22 protein-coding genes are annotated in these 19004 nt (G+C 62.7%); 9 read left to right on the forward strand and 13 right to left on the reverse strand.

What is annotated here, in order from left to right:
* Positions 1 to 21: 21 nt before the first annotated feature.
* Positions 22 to 1167: a serine hydrolase domain-containing protein gene (locus ACZ5WW_RS22315; RefSeq protein ID WP_377163045.1), complete on the forward strand. Its 1146-nt coding sequence runs from the start codon at positions 22 to 24 to the stop codon at positions 1165 to 1167.
* 126 nt (positions 1168 to 1293) lie between these two features.
* Positions 1294 to 2055, forward strand: coding sequence for a superoxide dismutase (locus ACZ5WW_RS22320; protein ID WP_377163048.1), 762 nt, complete (start codon positions 1294 to 1296; stop codon positions 2053 to 2055).
* Positions 2056 to 2061: 6 nt separating this feature from the next.
* On the opposite strand, the gene ACZ5WW_RS22325 is transcribed toward ACZ5WW_RS22320, so the two are convergent.
* The 4 genes from ACZ5WW_RS22325 to ACZ5WW_RS22340 are packed head-to-tail and all read right to left on the reverse strand — an operon-like array spanning position 2062 to position 6024.
* Entirely contained in the window at positions 2062 to 2634 is a 573-nt protein-coding gene (locus ACZ5WW_RS22325; protein WP_377163050.1) for a hypothetical protein, read from the reverse strand.
* Positions 2635 to 2651: 17 nt separating this feature from the next.
* Positions 2652 to 3668, reverse strand: coding sequence for a hypothetical protein (locus ACZ5WW_RS22330; RefSeq protein WP_377163052.1), 1017 nt, complete (start codon positions 3666 to 3668; stop codon positions 2652 to 2654).
* On the reverse strand, positions 3668 to 5272 hold the full coding sequence (locus tag ACZ5WW_RS22335; protein WP_377163054.1) for a hypothetical protein: 1605 nt from the start codon (positions 5270 to 5272) through the stop codon (positions 3668 to 3670). Before ACZ5WW_RS22335 ends, ACZ5WW_RS22330 begins: the two co-directional genes overlap by 1 nt.
* Positions 5273 to 5283: 11 nt before the next feature.
* A complete protein-coding gene (locus tag ACZ5WW_RS22340; protein WP_464694262.1) occupies positions 5284 to 6024 on the reverse strand; it encodes a metallophosphoesterase family protein in 741 nt (246 codons plus the stop codon).
* A 117-nt stretch (positions 6025 to 6141) separates the two neighbouring features.
* Between ACZ5WW_RS22340 and ACZ5WW_RS22345 the strand changes: the two genes are divergently transcribed.
* Positions 6142 to 6888, forward strand: a complete 747-nt coding sequence (locus tag ACZ5WW_RS22345; RefSeq protein WP_377163058.1) for an ABC transporter ATP-binding protein — start codon at positions 6142 to 6144, stop codon at positions 6886 to 6888.
* Between the two features lie 6 nt (positions 6889 to 6894).
* On the opposite strand, the gene ACZ5WW_RS22350 is transcribed toward ACZ5WW_RS22345, so the two are convergent.
* The 3 genes from ACZ5WW_RS22350 to sqr are packed head-to-tail and all read right to left on the reverse strand — an operon-like array spanning position 6895 to position 9005.
* Complete coding sequence (locus ACZ5WW_RS22350; protein ID WP_377163060.1) at positions 6895 to 7422, reverse strand: DsrE/DsrF/DrsH-like family protein; 528 nt, start codon at positions 7420 to 7422, stop codon at positions 6895 to 6897.
* 20 nt (positions 7423 to 7442) lie between these two features.
* Positions 7443 to 7754 (reverse strand): TusE/DsrC/DsvC family sulfur relay protein, encoded by a 312-nt coding sequence (locus ACZ5WW_RS22355; protein WP_377163061.1) that lies wholly within the window; start codon positions 7752 to 7754, stop codon positions 7443 to 7445.
* Between the two features lie 21 nt (positions 7755 to 7775).
* Positions 7776 to 9005, reverse strand: coding sequence for a type III sulfide quinone reductase, selenoprotein subtype (sqr, locus tag ACZ5WW_RS22360; protein WP_377163063.1), 1230 nt, complete (start codon positions 9003 to 9005; stop codon positions 7776 to 7778).
* An 88-nt stretch (positions 9006 to 9093) separates the two neighbouring features.
* Between sqr and trxA the strand changes: the two genes are divergently transcribed.
* Positions 9094 to 9552 carry a thioredoxin gene (gene trxA / locus ACZ5WW_RS22365; RefSeq protein WP_377163065.1) on the forward strand — a complete coding sequence of 153 codons (459 nt, stop codon included), beginning with the start codon at positions 9094 to 9096 and terminating at the stop codon, positions 9550 to 9552.
* Between the two features lie 4 nt (positions 9553 to 9556).
* Here trxA and ACZ5WW_RS22370 read toward each other — a convergent pair whose 3' ends face one another.
* The 4 genes from ACZ5WW_RS22370 to ACZ5WW_RS22385 are packed head-to-tail and all read right to left on the reverse strand — an operon-like array spanning position 9557 to position 11532.
* Positions 9557 to 10231: a class I SAM-dependent methyltransferase gene (locus tag ACZ5WW_RS22370; RefSeq protein ID WP_377163067.1), complete on the reverse strand. Its 675-nt coding sequence runs from the start codon at positions 10229 to 10231 to the stop codon at positions 9557 to 9559.
* Between the two features lie 18 nt (positions 10232 to 10249).
* The gene (locus tag ACZ5WW_RS22375; RefSeq protein WP_377163069.1) at positions 10250 to 10735 is read right to left on the reverse strand and encodes a DsrE family protein; all 486 of its coding nucleotides are present in this window, start codon (positions 10733 to 10735) and stop codon (positions 10250 to 10252) included.
* Complete coding sequence (locus ACZ5WW_RS22380) at positions 10732 to 11157, reverse strand: rhodanese-like domain-containing protein (protein WP_377163071.1); 426 nt, start codon at positions 11155 to 11157, stop codon at positions 10732 to 10734. The genes ACZ5WW_RS22375 and ACZ5WW_RS22380 overlap by 4 nt, the downstream gene beginning before the upstream one ends.
* Before the next feature lie 24 nt (positions 11158 to 11181).
* Positions 11182 to 11532: an ArsR/SmtB family transcription factor gene (locus tag ACZ5WW_RS22385; protein WP_377163073.1), complete on the reverse strand. Its 351-nt coding sequence runs from the start codon at positions 11530 to 11532 to the stop codon at positions 11182 to 11184.
* A 111-nt stretch (positions 11533 to 11643) separates the two neighbouring features.
* Between ACZ5WW_RS22385 and ACZ5WW_RS22390 the strand changes: the two genes are divergently transcribed.
* From ACZ5WW_RS22390 to ACZ5WW_RS22405, 4 genes are all read left to right on the forward strand, one after another.
* The gene (locus tag ACZ5WW_RS22390; RefSeq protein WP_377163075.1) at positions 11644 to 11850 is read left to right on the forward strand and encodes a YgaP family membrane protein; all 207 of its coding nucleotides are present in this window, start codon (positions 11644 to 11646) and stop codon (positions 11848 to 11850) included.
* A gap of 70 nt (positions 11851 to 11920) precedes the next feature.
* Positions 11921 to 12937, forward strand: coding sequence for an efflux RND transporter periplasmic adaptor subunit (locus tag ACZ5WW_RS22395; RefSeq protein WP_377163077.1), 1017 nt, complete (start codon positions 11921 to 11923; stop codon positions 12935 to 12937).
* Positions 12934 to 16221, forward strand: coding sequence for an efflux RND transporter permease subunit (locus ACZ5WW_RS22400; protein WP_377163079.1), 3288 nt, complete (start codon positions 12934 to 12936; stop codon positions 16219 to 16221). Before ACZ5WW_RS22395 ends, ACZ5WW_RS22400 begins: the two co-directional genes overlap by 4 nt.
* A 6-nt stretch (positions 16222 to 16227) precedes the next feature.
* On the forward strand, positions 16228 to 16461 hold the full coding sequence (locus ACZ5WW_RS22405) for a YgaP family membrane protein (protein ID WP_377163082.1): 234 nt from the start codon (positions 16228 to 16230) through the stop codon (positions 16459 to 16461).
* A gap of 76 nt (positions 16462 to 16537) precedes the next feature.
* Here ACZ5WW_RS22405 and ACZ5WW_RS22410 read toward each other — a convergent pair whose 3' ends face one another.
* Both ACZ5WW_RS22410 and ACZ5WW_RS22415 read right to left on the reverse strand, forming a co-directional pair.
* Positions 16538 to 16897 (reverse strand): RNA recognition motif domain-containing protein, encoded by a 360-nt coding sequence (locus ACZ5WW_RS22410; RefSeq protein ID WP_377163085.1) that lies wholly within the window; start codon positions 16895 to 16897, stop codon positions 16538 to 16540.
* Positions 16898 to 17095: 198 nt separating this feature from the next.
* Positions 17096 to 18034: a sugar phosphate isomerase family gene (locus ACZ5WW_RS22415; RefSeq protein WP_377163087.1), complete on the reverse strand. Its 939-nt coding sequence runs from the start codon at positions 18032 to 18034 to the stop codon at positions 17096 to 17098.
* 198 nt (positions 18035 to 18232) lie between these two features.
* Here ACZ5WW_RS22415 and mazG point away from each other — a divergent pair, with 198 nt between their 5' ends.
* The gene (mazG, locus tag ACZ5WW_RS22420) at positions 18233 to 18994 is read left to right on the forward strand and encodes a nucleoside triphosphate pyrophosphohydrolase (protein WP_377163089.1); all 762 of its coding nucleotides are present in this window, start codon (positions 18233 to 18235) and stop codon (positions 18992 to 18994) included.
* Positions 18995 to 19004: the final 10 nt, after the last annotated feature.

Genomic DNA, 19004 nt, shown 5'->3' on the forward strand with positions numbered 1-19004 from the left:
ACTGCGCTCTCTTCCTTCCTCTTGTTTCCTGCTCTCCTGCCTGCGCTGGATGAGGCCAGGCTGGCGGCCATCCATCCTGCGATGGAGGCGGCGGTCAAGGCGAAGCAGGCGGCGGGCATCGTGACCCTGGTGATGGAGAAGGGCAGGGTGGTGCACCACGATGCCGCTGGCATGGCCGATGTGGCCAAGGGGCGCGCGATGGAAAAGGATGCGCTGTTCTGGATCGCGTCGATGACCAAATCCATCAACGGCACGGCGGTGATGGTGCTGGTGGATGAGGGCAAGCTCTCGCTGGACGAGCCTGCGTCGAAGTGGCTGCCGGAGCTGGGCAAGGTGAAGCTGGCCGATGGCAGCGCGCCGGAAAAGCCCATCACGCTGCGCATGCTGCTGAGCCACACGGCGGGCATTGCCTTTCCACGTCGTGCGCCTTCAGACGGAGCCATCTCACTGAAGGCGTATGTGGCCTCGCTGCTGAAGACGCCGCTGGCCTTTCAGCCAGGCAGTGCGTACGAGTACGGGTTTGGGCCCACGGTGGCCGGGCGGATCATCGAAGTCGTTTCAGGCATGAAGTATGATGCGTTTTTGCAGGCGAAAATCTTCACGCCCCTGGGCATGAAGGACACGATGTTCAATCCGGATGACGTGCACCGCGCCCGAATCGCCCGCACGTACAAGATGGATGACGAGACGCATGAGCTGGTGCCGGGGTACAACCCCTTTGTGACCAGCGACGCGAGCGTGACGCACATGGTGGAGCCCTCCGGGGGCCTGTTTTCCACCGCGGCGGACATGGGGCGCTTTTACTCCATGATCGGCAACGGTGGCGAACTGGACGGGGTGCGCATCATCAGTGAGAAATCCGTGAAGGACATGACCACACCGGTGAGCGCCGGTGGCAGGCAGCTGAACTACGCCTGCGGCTGGCAGGTGAACACCGAGACGCAGCGTGTGAACTCGCAGATGCCCGTGGGCAGCCACGGCCATGGCGGTGCCTTTGCCACCAATGGCTGCATCGATCCTCAAAGCGGCATCGTCACCGTGTACATGGTGCAGAACGTTCTGGTGCCAGACAGCGGCAAGCCGAAGGACGCCTTTCAGCGGCTCGTGATGGAGGCGGCGGGAATCAAGGTGACGCCACCGCCGGCCGTGAAGAAGGACAAACCGTGAACGCCTGCACGCGACGGGGCGTGATTCTTGCTTGCCTGCCAAGGTGGGATTGAAGTATTTCTTTAATCCGACATGAGAAAATCAGCGTTAACGCGTCGGGCTTTTGTTTCGACCGGCTTTGCAGCCGTGACCGGGGCATTTTTTGCCGCCGAGGAGGAGGTGATCGCCCCGCTGGGAGTGCCGCTCAAGCTGGAGCCGCTGGCGTTTGATTTTGATGCGCTGGAGCCGCATCTCGATGCAACGACCCTGAAGCTGCACCACGGCCGACATCACTCCGAAATTCTCGACAAGCTGACCGCAACATTGCAGCCGCTGAATCTGAGCGTGGGCAACGTGAGCACCCTGATGCCCAACATCCGCCGTCTGGTGCTGCCAGTGAATCCAAGGCGCAACGTGGTGAGGATGGGAGGGCCTCCGGAAACGCTCTCTGCCGAGAATCAGAAGGATCTGAGAATGTATGGCGGGGCGCACATCAACCACACCGCCTTCTGGCGCTTTCTCGCGCCTGCCGGCTCCGGGCCCGCAGGCCCGGAAGGCAAGGTGGCCGAGGCGATCGTGCGTGAGTTTGGCGGCATCGGCGAATTCAAAAAGGCCTTCACGGAGGCTGCGATGAAGCACTTTGGCTCCGGCTGGGCCTTTCTGGTGTACCGCCCGGATGGCAGGCTGGTCATCTCCATGACGAGGAACGAAGACAATCCGCTGATGAGCGATTTCGTGAGGCCTGAGGAGCAGGGGAGGTTCATTTTATGCCTCGACCTGTGGGAGCACTCCTACTACCTGAAGTACCGGAACGACCGCAGGAAATACATCGAGGCGTGGTGGAATGTGGTGAACTGGAACTTTGTCTCGCGCTCCTACGCCGTGGTGACCTCCAAGGCGCGGGTGTGAGGCGGGTCAGCGGGCGGGGTAGAGATGCGGCATGAGCAGGGGGCGCAGCACCATGGGGGTGAGCTCCCAGGGAAGGGGCTTCCAGGGGTGGCTTTTGTCATTCTTCAGCAGGCCCCACCACAAGCGGCCGCCATGGCGCCAGGGGTCGATGACGAGGCCATCCTCAAAACGCTGGCCTTTGGCGGTGACGACGATGCCGTGATGCTCCTGCCAGGTGTCACGCTTGGAGGCGCTGAGATGCAGGTCCAAGGTTTTCAGCTTCAGGTGGAAGAGATGGGGGAAGAGATCATCCCGCCACTGGTAGCACAGGCCACGCTTGCGCAGGCCCACGTTGACGAGGCCGTTGTTCATCCATGGGTGGATGAAAGGTTTGAAATCCGCTGCGAGCTTGGCGGATTCCTCGATGGCGGTGGTCGCCAGCCGGTCTGCCTCGCGTGCATCCACCGAGGGAGAGAGCTGCTGGAGATCGTGGCTGAGACGGCGGGCTTTTTCCTGATGCTCGGCCAGGGTGCCCGTGGAGACGCAGGAGGCGAGGGCCAGGGAGACAAGCAGGGAGCAGAGACGCGTGACTTTGGACATGCGGCGGGGGGGAAATATCAAGGCAGGGGGCCATGGGCGGCTTCATGCAGGGCGCGGGCCTGCTCCTGCCACTGCTCGCGCGTGGCGCGATTTTTGAAGGCCAGCAGCTCGCTGAATGCGCGCCGCTCATTCTCGTCCCACAGAGCGATCTGCCGCCAGGTGCGGATGCCGTGGGCACGGAGCTGGTCGCTGATGATTTTTTTGATGCCCTTGATCTGAGTCAGGTCGTCGTCAGACACATCGGCTAGCGCGGTGCTGGTTTCCTGCACGTGCTGGAGCACACGTGTTTGGTTTTGGAGCTGGCCCAGCTTCGCAGTGGCGGCTGCCAGGCGCTTCTGAGTGTCGGCAAGACTGCGGCGGGCCAGGCCAAGACCTGCGGGATCGGACTGGGGTCCGGCTTCGAGCTGGCTGATGCGCTGCTGCCAGCCGTCGCGTTCCTGGGTCAAAGCGGCGAGGTCTGACTGCTGTGCGAGGAGCTGGCTTTCGAGGGAGGCGATTTTTTCGTGGAGCGTGACGGCGGGGTGCTGGGCCTTCGCCGTGGTACTGCGTTTGCGTTTGGGTTTGGCGGGGGCAGCCTCCGGTTGTTCTGCAGCAGCCGGGGTGCTCTGCAGGAGGGAGAGCTCTGCCTGGACTGAGGCGTGCGCGGCGCGCAGCTGCTCCAGCTCTGCGAGCAGCCGGTGCATCTCCTTTTCCAAAGCCAGCGTGGCTTCGTGCGCTTTGGCGGCCTCTTCCTGGCGGAGGTGCGCTTCGTCACGGGCGCATTTCAAATCTGCCCGCAGGGCCTGGAGCTCTGCCGCTGCCCTGCCATCCTGCGGAGGGGGCGGCTGGACTGTGGCGGCTTTTTCGAGCACGGCGGCATGTGCACTTTCAGCTTCGCGCAGGGCTGCCTCTGCGGTGCTGACCTGTGTGGCCAGCGCGTCGATGCGCTTCTGCATGTCAGTGCCACGCCAATGCCAGCCGAGCCATGCGAAAAGGGCGGCGGTGAGGCCGAGCAGAGGGGCAAGATAGAGCAGCAGCCAGAGGAGGGAGGACATCAGGGGAATGCAGGAGTTTGCAGGTGCTGGCGAAGCTGCTCGATGGCTTCGGCCGAAAGATCTTCAACGGCGGCGGCGGGCAGGCCCGCAGGGAGCAGGCCTGACCTGGCCAGGCCGCCTGCCTCGACAAGGTCGTGCGTCACCGGGATGCGGGTCCAGGTGCTGCCCGGTCTGGCAATGGCCAGAACGGCAGCGGTGTTTTGGGCAGGCGGTGTGGGCAGGCTTTTGAGAGTGTGCTGGATGCCGCCTGAAGGCGCGCAGTCTGCCTGAACGTGGAGATGGTCGCTGATGACCAGGAACTTCGAGCCATAGGCCTGACGCACTGCGGCGATGAGCTGGGCGCGCACCGCCTCCTCCGCCACCTGCCCGCAGAGGATCGCGCGGCTGCCGAAGAGGGTGAGGGAGATGAACGCGGGGGCGGTGGGTTGAGATGAGGCTGGGGAAAGCGTGTCATCCCCGTGCAGCCAGCTGCTGAGCAGGGCGCTGTCATTTTGCAGCAGCCTGGCGTCGAGGCCTGCTGGCAGGCTGTCCTTCCATGACTGCTCACGGGGGGCTACCTGCCAGTCCACGGGCTTCCAGGCATCTCCGCTGATGCTGAGAAAGCAGGATTTGCCTCCAGACCTGCCTTTTTCCGGAAGCAGCGCGGTGGTGATGGGGCCGAAATCGCCGCTGGGACGTCGCGTGGGGCTGACACGGATCTCGTCATGCAGGCGGCGCGGGGCGAAGGCTTTGAGCGCCTCTTCCAGAACCGCCTGCTTCATGGCGGGTGTGCCCACTTCGCCGCAGAGGATGATCTGCTGGTCACGCACGGCTATGAAGAGGTGGCCCGGGGGCAGGCCTGCCAGGCGTGCGCGCTCGCGCTCGGTGCTCTGCTGCCGCTCCTGGGCGGCACGAAGAACGCGCAGGGCGGGCAGAACCTGATCCTGCCATTCGGCCTCGCTGACGCCCTGGGCGTGCGCTTCCGCAAAGAGCGCGGTGTCAGACTGGTGCAGTGCCAGCTCACGCCAGGACTGGCCGATACGTGCCAGATAAGCCTGGGCGCTGGACTGGGGGGAGGGGAGCGTGCGCAGCGTTGTGGCCACGCTGGCGGCTTCGTCGTGGTGTTCAGGGTCGGTGCCGGGAAGGCCTTCGCTCACGCCGCCGCGGGTGCTCCAAGTCTCCTGAATGCTGTGCGAGAGGTCGCGCGCCTCGTAGGCATTGGCTGCGGTGCCCAGCAGGCGTGCGCGCGCCCCGTCTGCAGCCAGCAGAACCCAGCCCGGCTGGCTGGGGATGACTTCGATTTCGCTATGCACGGAGCTGACGGGATTGAGCTGACGGCCGAGCCCGGCTGAAAAGGGGGCTGGCAGGCGCACCTGCTCGCGCAACGTGCTTTCGATCAGGCTTCGGTCCTGCTGCGTGCGGACGCTGCCAGCGAGACGCGCCTGCTGGCCCGCAAACTCCAGGTGGAGTCCGTCCAGCCGCCTGTGCAGGGCGGGCTGCCGGGAGAGCGCATCCAGCGCGGCCGTTTCGAGATCGCGCTGCAAAAGGGGCAGGCACACCAGGGCACCGATGAGCCAGAGCGCGAAGAGAGCAGCAGCAGAAAGAAGCCAGCGCGCACGATTCATGGCGGGGGAGGTCACGCTTTTTCGGTGAGCATGCGCACTTCGTCGAAGCTGTAGCGGCGGGTTTCCCCGCGCTGATTGGTCTGCAGCACGGTTTCCGTGCTTGTGTCGATCGAGGTGAGCCAGCCCTCCCCGTAGGCCCAGGTGTCGATGCAGATGCGGCTGGGGAGGATGAGGGGGAGGCCGCTCTTTTGGGCGGTATGGCCGCACACCAGGGTTTTGCCGGAAAAATGCGGGTGGGAGTCGTCAAAGCGCCGCCAGAAGAGCCAGTCGTCGCTCTGGTCTGGCATGGGCAGCATGGCGTTCACATTCGCATGGGCAAAGATGTGGGTCTCGTTCATGTGCCAGCGCTGCAGACGCTGGCTGAGGAAATCCCAGTGCTCCTGCGGGATGGCGCTCCAGTCCGGCACATCCATGCTGCCGTAGGACTGCATGGTCTGCCTGCCGCCGACGCCATACCAGGAGCCGGGGTCCAGCATGCTGCTGCGCGCATCCAGCATGAGGATTTCATGGTTCCCGACCAGTGGCACGAGCTGCACCTGCTTTTCCAGCTCCAGCAGGAGATGCAGCACACCGCGTGTGTCCGGGCCGCGGTCCACATAGTCTCCCAGTGTGACGACCACGTCATTGCTCTGAGGTGCCAGCTCCTGAAGCATGAGGTCGAGCGCTGTGGAGCAGCCATGGATGTCTCCAATGACCAGGGTGCGCCCGCAGCTGCGTTCACGTGTGGGGAGTTGTACCCTTGACGTGTGTATGTCTGGGGTTTCGTCGCTGACCAAAATGGGCATCGGTCAATCTTGCGCGATGAGCGCAGGACGCAACCACCGATCATCGTGTTGGCAGAATCGCTTTGTCCATGCAAGGTAGCAGGAATGCACCCCGCCGCCCAGCAGACCAGCCCCAGCCCAGCCAGCCCACTGCCCATCTTTGCAGCCCGGGGGCTGCGCAAAGTTTACCATACGGGAGACCTCGATGTGGTGGCGCTGCAGGGGGTGGACCTGGACTTTCACACCGGGGAGCTGGCCGTGCTGCTGGGGGCCTCCGGCAGCGGCAAGTCCACGCTGCTCAACATTCTCGGCGGGCTGGATATCCCCACTTCCGGCAGCCTGCGCTACAAGGGCTGGGACCTCTCCGGCGGCGGGGAGCGCACGCTGACGCAGTTCCGCCGCAACTGCGTGGGCTTTGTGTTTCAATTTTACAACCTGATTCCCAGCCTCACCGCCCGTGAAAACGTGGCTCTGATCACCGACATCGCGCCGGACCCCATGAAGCCGGAAGACGCGCTGGACCGCGTGGGCCTGAGCCACCGGCTGGACCACTTCCCCTCCCAGCTCAGCGGCGGCGAGCAGCAGCGCGTGGCGATCGCCCGCGCCATCGCCAAAAAGCCCGAGGTGTTGCTCTGTGACGAACCCACTGGCGCGTTGGATGTGACCACCGGCATCACCGTGCTGGAGGCCATCGAGCGCATCAACCGCGAACTCGGCACGCTGACCATCGTCATCACCCACAATGCGGCGATGGCTTCCATGGCCGACCGCGTGCTGCACCTCTCCGACGGCCACATTGTCAAAGAGAGCCGGAATGCGGAGCGCGCGGAGGTCTCCAGTCTGCAGTGGTGATGAGGGTTAGGTAAACAGAATATGCGTGCCTGCGCCCGCTGACTCCTCGTAGAACTGGCCGACGGTCAGCACGCCGTCCACGCGGTCCATGAGGTCTTCCTTTTTGAGCTTGAACATGTCCATGGCCAGTTTGCAGGCGAAGATCTTGCCGCCGGAGTCGGAGATGAGCTCCAGGAATTCGCGCACGGGCGGGATGTCCAGCTTCTCCATCTCCTTGTTCATGAGGTGGGTGGCAAAGGCGGACACGCCGGGGATAGCGCCCATGACGGTGGGGAAGGGCATGGTCATCGGCAGGCCGAGCATGGGCATGGCCATGTTCAGTGCGGCATTGCCCACGGTGGAGACCTTCAGGTGGTCCAGCGTCTTGTTGGCCAGCCCGTTGAGGCCGAAGAAGGTGAAGAACAGGGAGGCCTCGATGCCCTCCATGCGCGCGCCATTGGCCATGATCAGCGCCGGGTAGATGCCATCCAGCGAGCCCTTGCTCACAATGATGCAGATCTTCTTCACGGGTTGCTTGTCGTCAGGGGTGCTCATAATCGGGTATGGGGAATGGGTTAAATACAGCCGACGGGCTTGGGGATGCCGGCGATCTTGGAGGCCTTTTTCAGCGGGCCGCCGGGAAAGAGATCGTAGAGCTCCTTGGTGGTGACCACGCCGCTCTTTCCCATGCTGCGGATGGTGAGCGCAGCGCCTTTGGCCTGCTGCTCGCGCAGGTAACGCACCACTTTCATATGGGCGTCAGTGAGCGTGCCGACACCTTCCTCCGCTGCGATGGCGGCGGCGATGGCTTCGTTCCATTGGGACATGTCGGTGAGGTAGCCCTCTTCGTTCACGTCCACTTCAGTTCCTGCGATGTTCTTTTTCATGATCGTTGTACGGGATGATTTTCAAGATTCGACGGGTTTCTTTTTCTGCCGGCTGATGCCCGGCAGTGGCCAGGCGCGCAGCAGCACGTTCCAGTAGATGTGGCGGAAGGCCAGCTTGCCCCAGTGGTTGATGCGGCTTTCCTCCAGCAGGCGCATGGGGCCAAAGGAGAAGGGGAAACCGCCCTCGTGCGGCTCATAGTCATAGTTGAAGTCGATCAGCAGCGCCTTGCCGTTGCCGGACTCGATGAAGCAGTTCGAGTGGCCGTCAAACTCCTCCTTGAGAGGATCTCCGGCGATGTGGCGCAGGATGTTGTCCGCCAGCGTTTCGCTTTCAAAGTGGGCCACCGAGCCCGCCTTGGAAGCCGGGAGGTTGGTGGCATCTCCGATGACGAAGACGTCCTTGTACTCGATGGACTGCAGCGTGTGCTTGTTCGTGGCGATGAAGTCGAGGTCGTCTCCCAGCGCGGAGCGGCGCACGGCTTGGTCTCCCATGTTGGTGGGCGTGGTGACGAGGAGATCGTAGGGCACCTCGCGGCCGTCAAAGCAGACGAGCTTGTTGTTTTCCTGATCGACCTTTTCCGCCACGAATTCGGTGACCAGCTCGATGCCCTTGTCTCCCAGCAGGTGGCCCAGCTTCTTGGAGGCCTTGGGCTTGGTGAAGGCTCCAGACAGCGGTGTCACGTAGGTGAGCGTGACCTTGTCGCGGATGCCGCGCTCGCGGAAAAAGGTGTCTGCCAAGAAGGTGAACTCCAGCGGGGCCACGGGGCATTTGATGGGCATCTCGTTGATGTGCACCACCACTCGCCCGCCGGGGAAAGTCTTGAGCTTCTCACGCAGCGCCCGTGAGCCGTCCAGCGTGTAGAAGTCGTGCACGTTCACGCGCCACTTCGGGCCCAGCATGCCGGCGGTTTCTTCCGGTGCGGTGCGGCAGCCGGTGGCGATGATGAGCAGGTCATACTTCAGAGTGCGCCCGTCCTTGACCGTCACGGCATGATCTTCGGGAAGGATTTGATCCACCTCCGCCTGCATGAATTCCACCCCCTGCGGGATGAAATCGCGGGTGCTGCGGATGATGTCGCTCTCCTCATACTGGCCGAAGGGCAGAAAGAGCAGGCCTGGCTGGTAGAGGTGCCGGTCCGAACGGTCCACCACCGTGATGCTCCAGTCAGATGCGGGCAGCCGCCTGCGCAGGCTGTTCGCCATGATGGTGCCGGCGGTGCCTCCGCCGAGAATGAGAAGATGTCGGCTCATGATCTTGTGCAAGGTTGTTGTGTTGCATGACCGCTATATGCGTGTATGCGTATATGCAATATCAAACACCAACTCGATTTTGTCATTTATGAGCACCCATTTCTCAGCCGACGAGCGCGGCGTCATTCTGCCCTGTCCCGCCTGCGGCACCGCCAACCGCATCGCCTACGCCAAAGCTGCCCAGCAGGGCCGCTGCGGCTCGTGCAAGGCGGATCTGCCCCACATCTCAGTGCCGGTGGAGATCGACAGCCCGGCCAGCTTTGCCGCGCTGGTGTCTGGCAGCACGCTGCCGGTCGTCATCGACTTCTGGGCTCCCTGGTGCGGTCCCTGCCAGATGATGGCTCCGGAGTTTGCCAAAGCCGCTGCCCTGGCCGCAGGCACGGCGATTCTGGTCAAGGTGAACACCGACGAGCAGCAGGACATCGCCCGTCAGTTCCGCATTCAGGGCATTCCCGCATTTGCGCTGATCAAGAGTGGAAAGCTGGTCTCACAGACCTCCGGCTTCCAGCCTGCGGAGCGGCTGCTGGCGTGGGCGCGGCAGGGCTGATGCCTCACTTCTTCTTGAACCGCACGAAGTAGTTCTCTTTCAGCACGTCTGTTGTTTCGGCTACCTTTTCGAATCCGGCGGCGGTGACTTCCGCCTCAAAGACCTCTTGTCCAGCGCGGACGTGGCCCATGACGAAGTCGCTGCTCACGCCGGGGATGCGCTTGAAGTCGATGAGCACGAACTGGCCGCCGGGTTTCAGCGCCTTGTGCAGGCTGGCGAGGCTGTCCTGCGGGTACTCAAAGTGATGATAAACGTCGCAGATGAAGGCAAGATCGATGCTGGCCTCCGGCAGTTCCACACTGCGCGGTGTGCATTGCACGGTGCTGACGTTGGCCGCCTGGGCCTTTACGGCCCGCGCCTGGATGTGGGAGAGGAAGTTTTTGGCGATGTCCACGGCATAGACATGACCTTTGGGGCCGACCGCCTGCGCAAAAGGCAGGGTAAAGAGCCCCGTGCCTGCGCCGATGTCCGCCATGGACATGCCGGGCTTCAGGCCCACGGCGGCCACGATCTTCTCGCGCTGGTGGAAGATCTCGCGGCTTTCGGTTTCAAACTTCTGCGTCCATTCGTCCGCCTTGAGGTTGGGGTCGAGAAACTTGTCATTGATGCCCGGCTTCACGCTCGCGTCCTGGGCGAAGGCGAGTGTGGCGATCAGCGGGATGAGGAGGAGGCGTTTCATGAATGGAGAGATGCGTTGTTACTCAAACTTGATGTAGGCAAAGCCTTGCAGCTGCAGGTCGATGAGCCGCGGAAAGGCGCCCACCACGAGCTTCACTCCGGGCATCAGCTCGGTGGGTTTCACGCCCTTCTGCTGCATGGTGTTCTCGCATAGCTCGATCTGCACACCGCGCCGGATCAGCTCCGCGAGGATGTCTGCGTTGGGATTGGGGGCGTCCACGCCGAGGCGTTTGCGGGCGGTGTCATTCACCACGGCGGCGATGCCGGTGCCGTGATAGACGAGGTGCAGATGCACCTGGTCGGCGGCGATGCCCTGCTTGTCGTAGGTGTTGATGAGCTTGCGGGCATAAAAGAGGCCCTTGTTCACGCCGTCGTGCGCCACGTCGTCGGTGACCTGATAGACGATGCGCAGGTTTTCACGCAGCTGGATGGGAATGACCTCCGGTTCGGCGGCGCAGGCTGCGGAGGCTGTGAGGAGAAGGATGGGCAGGATAAGATGTTTCATGGCTGGGCGTCAGGTTTCCACGACATGTAGCCGCGGTGGATGTGCTGAATGTTGCGGAAGCCGAGTTCTTTGAGCACGGCCACGGCCTTGCGGCTGCGGTAGCCGCCCGCGCAGTAAACGAGCACGGGCTTGTTTTTATCCATTGCACCGGCCTTGGTCTCAAAGGCGGGATCGCCGATGGAGATGTTCACGGCTGCGGGCAGCGCTCCATCAGCGTATTCACCCGGGGAGCGAACGTCCAGCACCTGAGTCTCAGGATGCGCGCGCAGCCAGGCATTGGCCTGTCCGGCGTTGAGGTTGGCACAGGTGCAGCCTGGGGCGGCGGAGAAGAGCCGGCGGTCCCAGCTCCCCTCATACCAGAACCACAGGGCTGCGACGACAGCGAGGGTGATGAGTGTCCACATCAGGGTGCGCAGAATCATGGGTTGATGTTCGAGGCAGCCGTCTCAGGCTCCGCCCAGCTTCTTCATCTGCTGGGAGAGGCGCTTGAGCAGGTTGGTGCAGACGTTGTCACAGAGCTCGGTGATGCTGGGATCTGCAATGAAGCAGATGGCGGTCAGCCCCTCACGGCGACGGCCCACCATGCCAGCCTCCACCAGAGACTGCACATGGCGCGAGACGTTGGCCTGGGTCAGGCCTGTGGCTTCGACGAGTTCGGTGATGTTCTTTTCGCCTTCCTCCAGGGCGCGGAGGATTTTAAGACGGCTGGGTTCGGCCAGGGTTCGGAACCAGGAGGCGATCAATACGAGAGCCTCCTCCGAAACCGGCGGCAGGTTTTTTTTGCGTGCGGCGGGCATGAGTTGAAAAAGGGTTTGCAGACATCTGCTATATGCGTATAGACTCATATAGTTGAGAATGGATTATTCACTGAGCCCCATCTGAAGTCAAACCCGAATCAAAGCATCCTTATGAAACTTGAAAACGCCATCCGCGCCCTTGCCGGCACCATGATCCTCGTCAGCCTGGCCCTGAGCCACTATGTGAATCCGAACTGGATCTGGCTGACCGCCTTTGTGGGGGCCAATCTCCTGCAGTCTGCCTTCACCGGCTTCTGCCCCGCTGAAACCATCCTGAAAAAGCTGGGTGTAGGCGGTTCCTGCTGTGGAAAACACTAAAGAAGAGAAGCATCGCCTCGTCTGCCGCCGTAAGTGTGGCGCAACGGGCTCCATCCGACTTATGATCACCATGAAATCTTTGATGCTACTCTCCGCACTCCCGCTCCTGGCCTCCTGTGGCGGGCAAGAAGCCGCCACCCGTGAGGCGGCGGCGCTGCCAGCTGTCGCCGTCAAGGTGCAGGTGGCCCGTCTGCAGCCGCACACCGCCGCCGAGGAGGTGGTGGGCACGGTGCGCTCCAAGCTGCGCGCCATGGTGGAGGCCAAGATCAGCGGCCGTCTCTTGGAGTACACTGCCATTCCCGGCACCAAGGTGAAGAAGGGCGACCTGCTGGCACGCCTGGAAAATCAGGAGATCCAGGCCAAGGTGGACCAGGCCAAGGCCATGCTGGAGCAGGCGCAGAGCGACTTCTCCCGTCAGAAGCAGCTCATCGAGAGCAAGGCCACCACAAGGCAGGACTTTGACGCCGCCGATGCTCGCGTGAAGGTGGCCACCGCTGGTGTGAGCGAGGCCGAGACCATGGCCGGTTACGCCCGCGTGACGGCACCGTTTGATGGTGTCATCACCCGCAAGCTGGCAGACGTGGGCGACCTGGCCATGCCGGGCAAGCCTCTGCTGGAGATCGAGGCCCCCACCTCACTGCGCTTTGAAGCGGATCTGCCCGAGGCCATGCTGGACCGCGTGAGCATGGGGGCCAAGATGCAGGTGCGCATCGCCACGCTGCCTCAGCCGCTTGAGGCCGTGGTGAGCGAGATCGCCCCGGTGGCCGATCCAGTGAGCCGAACGTTTCTGGTCAAGCTGGACCTGCCTGCCGCAGACGGCCTGCGCACCGGCCAGTTTGGCCGCGTGGCCGTGCCAGTGGCAGAAACAAAGCTGCTGGTGGTGCCCGCTGCCAGTGTGCTCCGGCGCGGGCAGATGGAGCTGCTCTTTGTAGCCAAGGACGGCCATGCGCTGTTGCGTTTGGTCAAGACGGGCAAGGTGCTCTCCGATGGCATCGAGATCCTCTCCGGTCTTGAGGAAGGTGAGCAGGTAGTGATCAACGACATCGCCAAACTCATCGACGGTCAACCTGTAACGATCCAGCCATGAGCACTCCCGCCGAAAACTCCCCCCACCTCGGCATCGCGGGCCGCATCGCCGCCGCGTTTGTGGACTCCAAGCTGACGCCGCTGGTCGTCATCGCCTCCGTCATTCTCGGTGCTGCCGCCGTGGTGCTGCTTCCGCGCGAAGAGGAGCCGCAGATCAAGGTGCCCATGGTGGATGTGCTGGTGTCCATGCCCGGCTCCTCGGCCAATGAGATCGAGGAGCGCGCCACGCGCCCGATGGAAAAGCTGCTCTGGGAGGTGCCTGGGGTGGAGTATCTCTACAGCACCTCGCGCGACAGCGAGAGCCTCGTCATCGTGCGCTTCAAGGTGGGCGAAGACCCCGAGCGCAGCTTGGTGAAGATCACGGAAAAGCTGCGCTCCAACTTTGACCGCATCCCGATGGGGGTCACCCCGCCGCTCATCAAGCCCAAGAGTATCGACGACGTGCCGATCCTGGCTCTCACTTTCCACAGTGCGCGCTATGATCACCTCACGCTCCGCCGTCTGGCCGCACAGGTGGAGGAGTCGGTGAAGCAGGTGCCGCTGGTTGCGGAGACCACGCTGCTGGGCGGCTCCCGCCGTGCCGTGCGTGTGATGCTGGACCCTGTGAAGCTGGCCTCGCGCAATCTCAGCCCTGCCGGCCTCGTGCCCATGCTGCAGCAGGCCAACCGCCAGTTCCGCGCAGGCGGTCTGACCACGGGAAACAACGAGGTGCTGGTGGAGACGGGCGCCTTCCTGCGCACCGCGCACGAGGTGGGAGATGTGGTCATCGGCGTCTTCAGCGGACGCCCCGTGTATCTGCGCGAGGTGGCCGAAATCATCGACGGTGGCGAGGAGCCCACGCAGTATGTCTTTCACGGCAGCAAAAGCGCCGATGAGCCCGCCGTGACGCTCAGCATCGCCAAGCGCCCTGGGGCGAATGCCATCAGCGTGGCCGATGAGGTGCTGCACAAGGTGGACCTGCTCAAAGGCACGATCATTCCCGCCGATGTGCAGGTCAGTGTGACGCGCAACTACGGCGAGACCGCCGCTGAGAAATCCAACGAACTGCTGCTGCACATGGGCATCGCGGTATTCAGCGTGGCCATCCTCATCTGGCTCACGCTGGGCTGGCGGGAGAGCGGCATCGTGGCGGTGGCCATCCCGGCCACGCTGGCGCTCACACTGCTCATCTTCTACCTCTACGGCTTCACGCTGAACCGCATCACGCTCTTTGCACTGATCTTCAGCATCGGCATCCTGGTGGACGACGCCATCGTGGTGGTGGAAAACATCGTGCGTCATTTCCACCTGCCGCAAAACAAGGGGCGGAGCTGGTCTGCCATCGCTGTGGAGGCTGTGGGAGAGGTGGGAAATCCCACCATCCTGGCCACTTTTGCGGTGATCGCCGCCGTGCTCCCCATGGCCTTTGTGGGCGGGCTCATGGGGCCCTACATGCGGCCCATTCCCATCGGCGCCAGCGCGGCCATGTTCTGGTCGCTGCTCATCGCCTTCATCGTCACGCCCTGGGCCTCCATCCGCATCCTGCGCTGGGGCGGCAAGTACTCCAAGCTGACTGAGGGCAATGCCGTGGACGACGGCCACAAGCACCTGGCTTCCGAGCATGAGGAGGATTTTTTCACCAAGCTCTATCGCCGCATGATGGGCCCGCTGATTCACCACACCGGCGCGCGCTGGATGTTTCTCATCGGCATCACCGTGCTGCTGCTCGGTGCCATGGCCACGGTGGGGCTTGGCTGGGTGAAGGTGAAGATGCTGCCCTTTGACAACAAGAGCGAGTTTCAGGTGATTCTGAACATGCCCGAGGGGGCCTCCCTGGAGCAGACCGCCGCCGTGGCGCGCGAGATGGCCGCCGTGATCCGCACGGAACCGGAGGTGACGGATTACCAGATCTACTCCGGCGTGGCCTCGCCCTACAATTTCAACGGCCTCGTGCGCCACTACTTCCTGCGCCGTGGAGCCAATGTGGCGGACATCCAGGTGAACCTGGTGGGCAAGCACGAGCGCAAGGCGCAGAGCCACGACATTGCCAAACGTGTGCGCCCTGCCGTGGCGGAGATCGCCGCGCGCTACGACGCACGAGTGGCCATCGCTGAAGTGCCGCCCGGCCCGCCCGTGCTGCAGACGCTCGTCGCGGAAATCTACGGCCCGGATGAAGAGAGCCGCCTCAAAATGGCGCGCGCGGTGAAGGACATTTTCAAGGCCACGCCCGGTGTGGTGGACGTGGACTGGTATGTGGAGGCCGACCAGCAGAAGGCTCGCTTCATCATCGACAAGGAAAAGGCCGCACTCCACGGCATCAGCGCCGCCACCATCTCACAGACCCTCAAGATCGCCGTGGATGGCGAGTCCGTGGACCTGCTGCACCAGCCGCAGGAGAAGGAGGACGTCAATATTCGCCTGGAGCTGCCACGCTTCGCCAAGACCACAGCGGAGGATCTGCTGGCGCTGCGTGTGCGCTCCGGCGATGCCAATGCGCTGCCCGAGCCCGGAGCCAGCGGCGCGCCCCTGGTGCCGCTGCGCGAGCTGGTGAAAGTGGAGCACGTGCCGGTGGAGAAGAGCCGCTACCACAAGAACCTCATGCCCGTGACCTACGTCATCGGCGACGTGGCCGGCGTGGTGGAGAGCCCCGTGTACGCCATCTTCCAGATGAACGAGGCACTGAAGAAACTCGACACCCGCGCCTTTGGCGGCAGCGGAGCAGAGCTCAAAATTCTCAATGCCAGCATGCCCTTCAGCGATGCCGAGCCTGCCATGAAATGGGACGGCGAGTGGCACATCACCATTGAGGTCTTTCGTGATCTCGGCGCGGCCTTCGGTGCCTGCCTGATCCTCATCTACGTGCTCATGGTGGGCTGGTTCCGCAGCTTCATCACACCCGCCATCGTCATGGTGGCCATCCCGTTCTCGCTGGTGGGCATCCTGCCGGCGCATGGGCTCATGGATGCCTTCTTCACCGCCACGAGCATGATCGGCTTCATGGCAGGAGGTGGTATCGTGGTGCGCAATTCCATCATCCTCGTCGATTTCATCGAGCTGCGCATCCAGGAGGGCATGCCTTTGAGCGAGGCAGTGATCGACGCCGGTGCCGTGCGTTTCCGCCCCATGCTGCTCACGGCCATGGCGGTGGTGGTGGGGGCGGCCGTTATTCTTGCAGACCCCATTTTCCAGGGCCTCGCCATCGCACTCATGGCCGGGGAGATCGCCAGCCTCTTCATCAGCCGCATGGCTGTGCCGGTGCTCTACTTCATGGCCAACAGGCATTCACACCCTGAACCCAAACCCTAAACCCATATGAAACCGAACATTGGAATCGTGGATCGCGCTCTGCGTGTCATCATCGGCCTGGGCCTCGTCGCCTACGGCATCGTCAATCACAGCTGGATCGGCGCCATTGGTGTCGTGCCGCTGCTCACTGCCTTCATGCGTTTCTGTCCGCTATATTGCCCGCTTGGCATCAATACCATCGGTAAAGGAGGCGATGACAAAGGTGGTGGCTGCTGCGGTGGCGGCGGGTGCTGCGGATAAAGAATGTGGCTTGAAACGAAAAACGGCATCCCGTTGCCGGGATGCCGCTGAAAATGGCTTCTATGCCAGGGGCTAATTAGTAGCGACCACCGCCGCCACCACCGTAGCCGCCACGGCCGCCGCCTTTGCCGCCGTAACCACCACGGCCACCGCCGCCGCCGCCGCCATAGCCACCGGAAGGACGTTCTTCCTTCGGACGGGCTTCGTTGATGGTCAGGTTGCGACCGCCGTAGTCTTTTTCATTGAGGGCGCGAATGGCTTCGTTCATGGCCGTGGGGGAGTCCATGGTCACGAAAGCAAAGCCACGTGGACGGCCGGAGTCGCGGTCCATCGGAAGGTGAATGTCAGTCACGGTGCCGTAGTCGGAAAAGAGAGCGCGGACGTCGTCTTCTGTGGCATTGAAGGGCAGATTGCCCACATACATTTTGGTATTCATATCGATTTCTTGAGTTCAGCCAGCCTCAATGAGGGCTGAGTAAGCTCCGAGATCGGATTTAAGAACACCAAAGAAACAACCTGATGAACGACTTAGCTTAGCCTTTATCAGGTTAACTTGCACAAGGACACTCGTCCTCTTATTGGGAATAGCAAACGTTAGTTTGGAATTCGGCTGACGAGGCTGGCAGCCCTCTCATCAGTGCATCTCCACATCGCACTGGCCGAGGCCGCCGCGGTAGTAGTTGAACTGCACGTTCGGGTGGTCTGCCAGCAGAGACATGGGGACTGAGGCATCCGCTAGGCGCTTGGAGATCATGAGCGCCGTGAGGCGCTGCCCCAGGGGATTGTCGTGCAGGCCTGCATGCCAGATGCTGACTTTTTCAGCCATCCAGGTTTCCTTGGGGCCCACGGTGACGGCCTTCTGGGGTACCAGGGTGAGGTTTCCGCCGCCCGAGGTGCGGGCGTTTTGCATGAGGGTGACGGGATGCAGATCGACGACACGGGTGGTCAGCTTGCGAAACTCCGCAGGGGGCGGCGGCTCGTTCTTGCACTTGCCGGTGCGCTTGGGCGGATCGTTGAATGCCCAGTTTTTGATGTCGCCCTGACCGCCCTGCATCACCGCGCAGCGCACGCCGCTCTGCCAGCTTTTGATGTAGGCTGCGGTGTCCGCCTTGGGGAAGTGGAGCTGGGTGTCCGGCATGCAGAGCTTCTTTTGCATGCGGTCAAAGCAGAGCTCGCGGCTGGCTCTTTCAAAAGAAAGGGGGTGCTCCATGGTGACCTCCTTTTTGGTGTGCTCGTCATACCATTCGTCCATGCCCCAGAAGTGGCCGTCCTTGATGGAGATGCCGAGGTCATTGATCAGCCGCGCCACGAGCGGGAGCTGCTGTGTGGGGCCCACAGGGCCGCAGATGCCTGCCGGGTTGTCCGGTGTGGCCTGCTTCCAGGCGTGGATGTACTCCAGCGCCTCGGCCAGATAAAAATCCTCCAGCGTGTCAAACATCACCACTTTGAAGCCGGGGCGGGTGAGCTGGCGCAGATCCCTTTCCGTGAGCCGTGCGGCGTCGTTGATGAGTTCGTCTTCCAACGTGGTGTAATCCCACCACTCCGGTGCAATGTGGCTGATTTTACGCGGCATGGCTTGTTTAGGTTGTTAATGACGATTGTCATGGAGAACGCAGGTTTTGCCAAGCTCTCATCATGGAGAGCGGAAAAAAATGTCATCCGGCCGCGGGAACCTGCGGGCGGTGAGAGCGGCGAGGCAGGACGGTCTTGACCATCCCGGCACGCGGCACTACCTGCCAGAATGGACGAAATGCTCAACCATCCCGACCCCATGACCCGCCTGCGCTATGTCGTGCACCGCCTGCGTGCGCCCGGCGGCTGCCCCTGGGACATGGAGCAGACCCATGCCTCCCTCATTCCGCATGTCATTGAGGAGGCCTATGAGGTGGCGGATGCCATTCGCGGCGGAGACCCCGCGCAGATCTGCGATGAACTCGGCGACATCCTGCTGCAGCCCGTTCTGCATGCGGAGATCGCCAGCGAGACCGGCGCCTTTGATCTCGACAAGATGGTGCACGGCCTCACGGAAAAGCTCATCCGCCGCCACCCGCATGTCTTTGGAGACACCAGCGCCGCCACTTCCGATGCGGTGCTGAAGCAGTGGGATGCCATCAAGCGTACCGAAAAAGGCACGGAGCACGAAGGCCTGCTGCACGGCACCGGCAACGGCCTGCCGGCTCTCATGCGTGCGCAGAAGCTGCAGAAGAAAGCCGCCCGGGTGGGCTTTGACTGGCCGGACGCCACGCCCGTTTTTGCCAAGATACGCGAAGAGGCTGCCGAACTCGAGGAGGCCATCGCCAAAGGGGACAAAGCCCACATGGAGGAGGAGCTTGGCGATCTGCTCTTCAGCGTGGTGAACCTGGCGCGCAAACTCGGCATTGAATCCGAGCCTGCGCTGGCGGCCGCCAATGAAAAATTTACCCGCCGCTTTCATGCCATGGAAACGCATCTGCGCGAGCAGGGGCATGAGCTCGGCAAGCTCTCGCTGGAGCAGATGGATGCCGCGTGGGATGTGGTGAAGCACAGTGTTTAAGGCTTGCGGC

The sequence above is a fragment of the Prosthecobacter fluviatilis genome, from assembly GCF_055388355.1.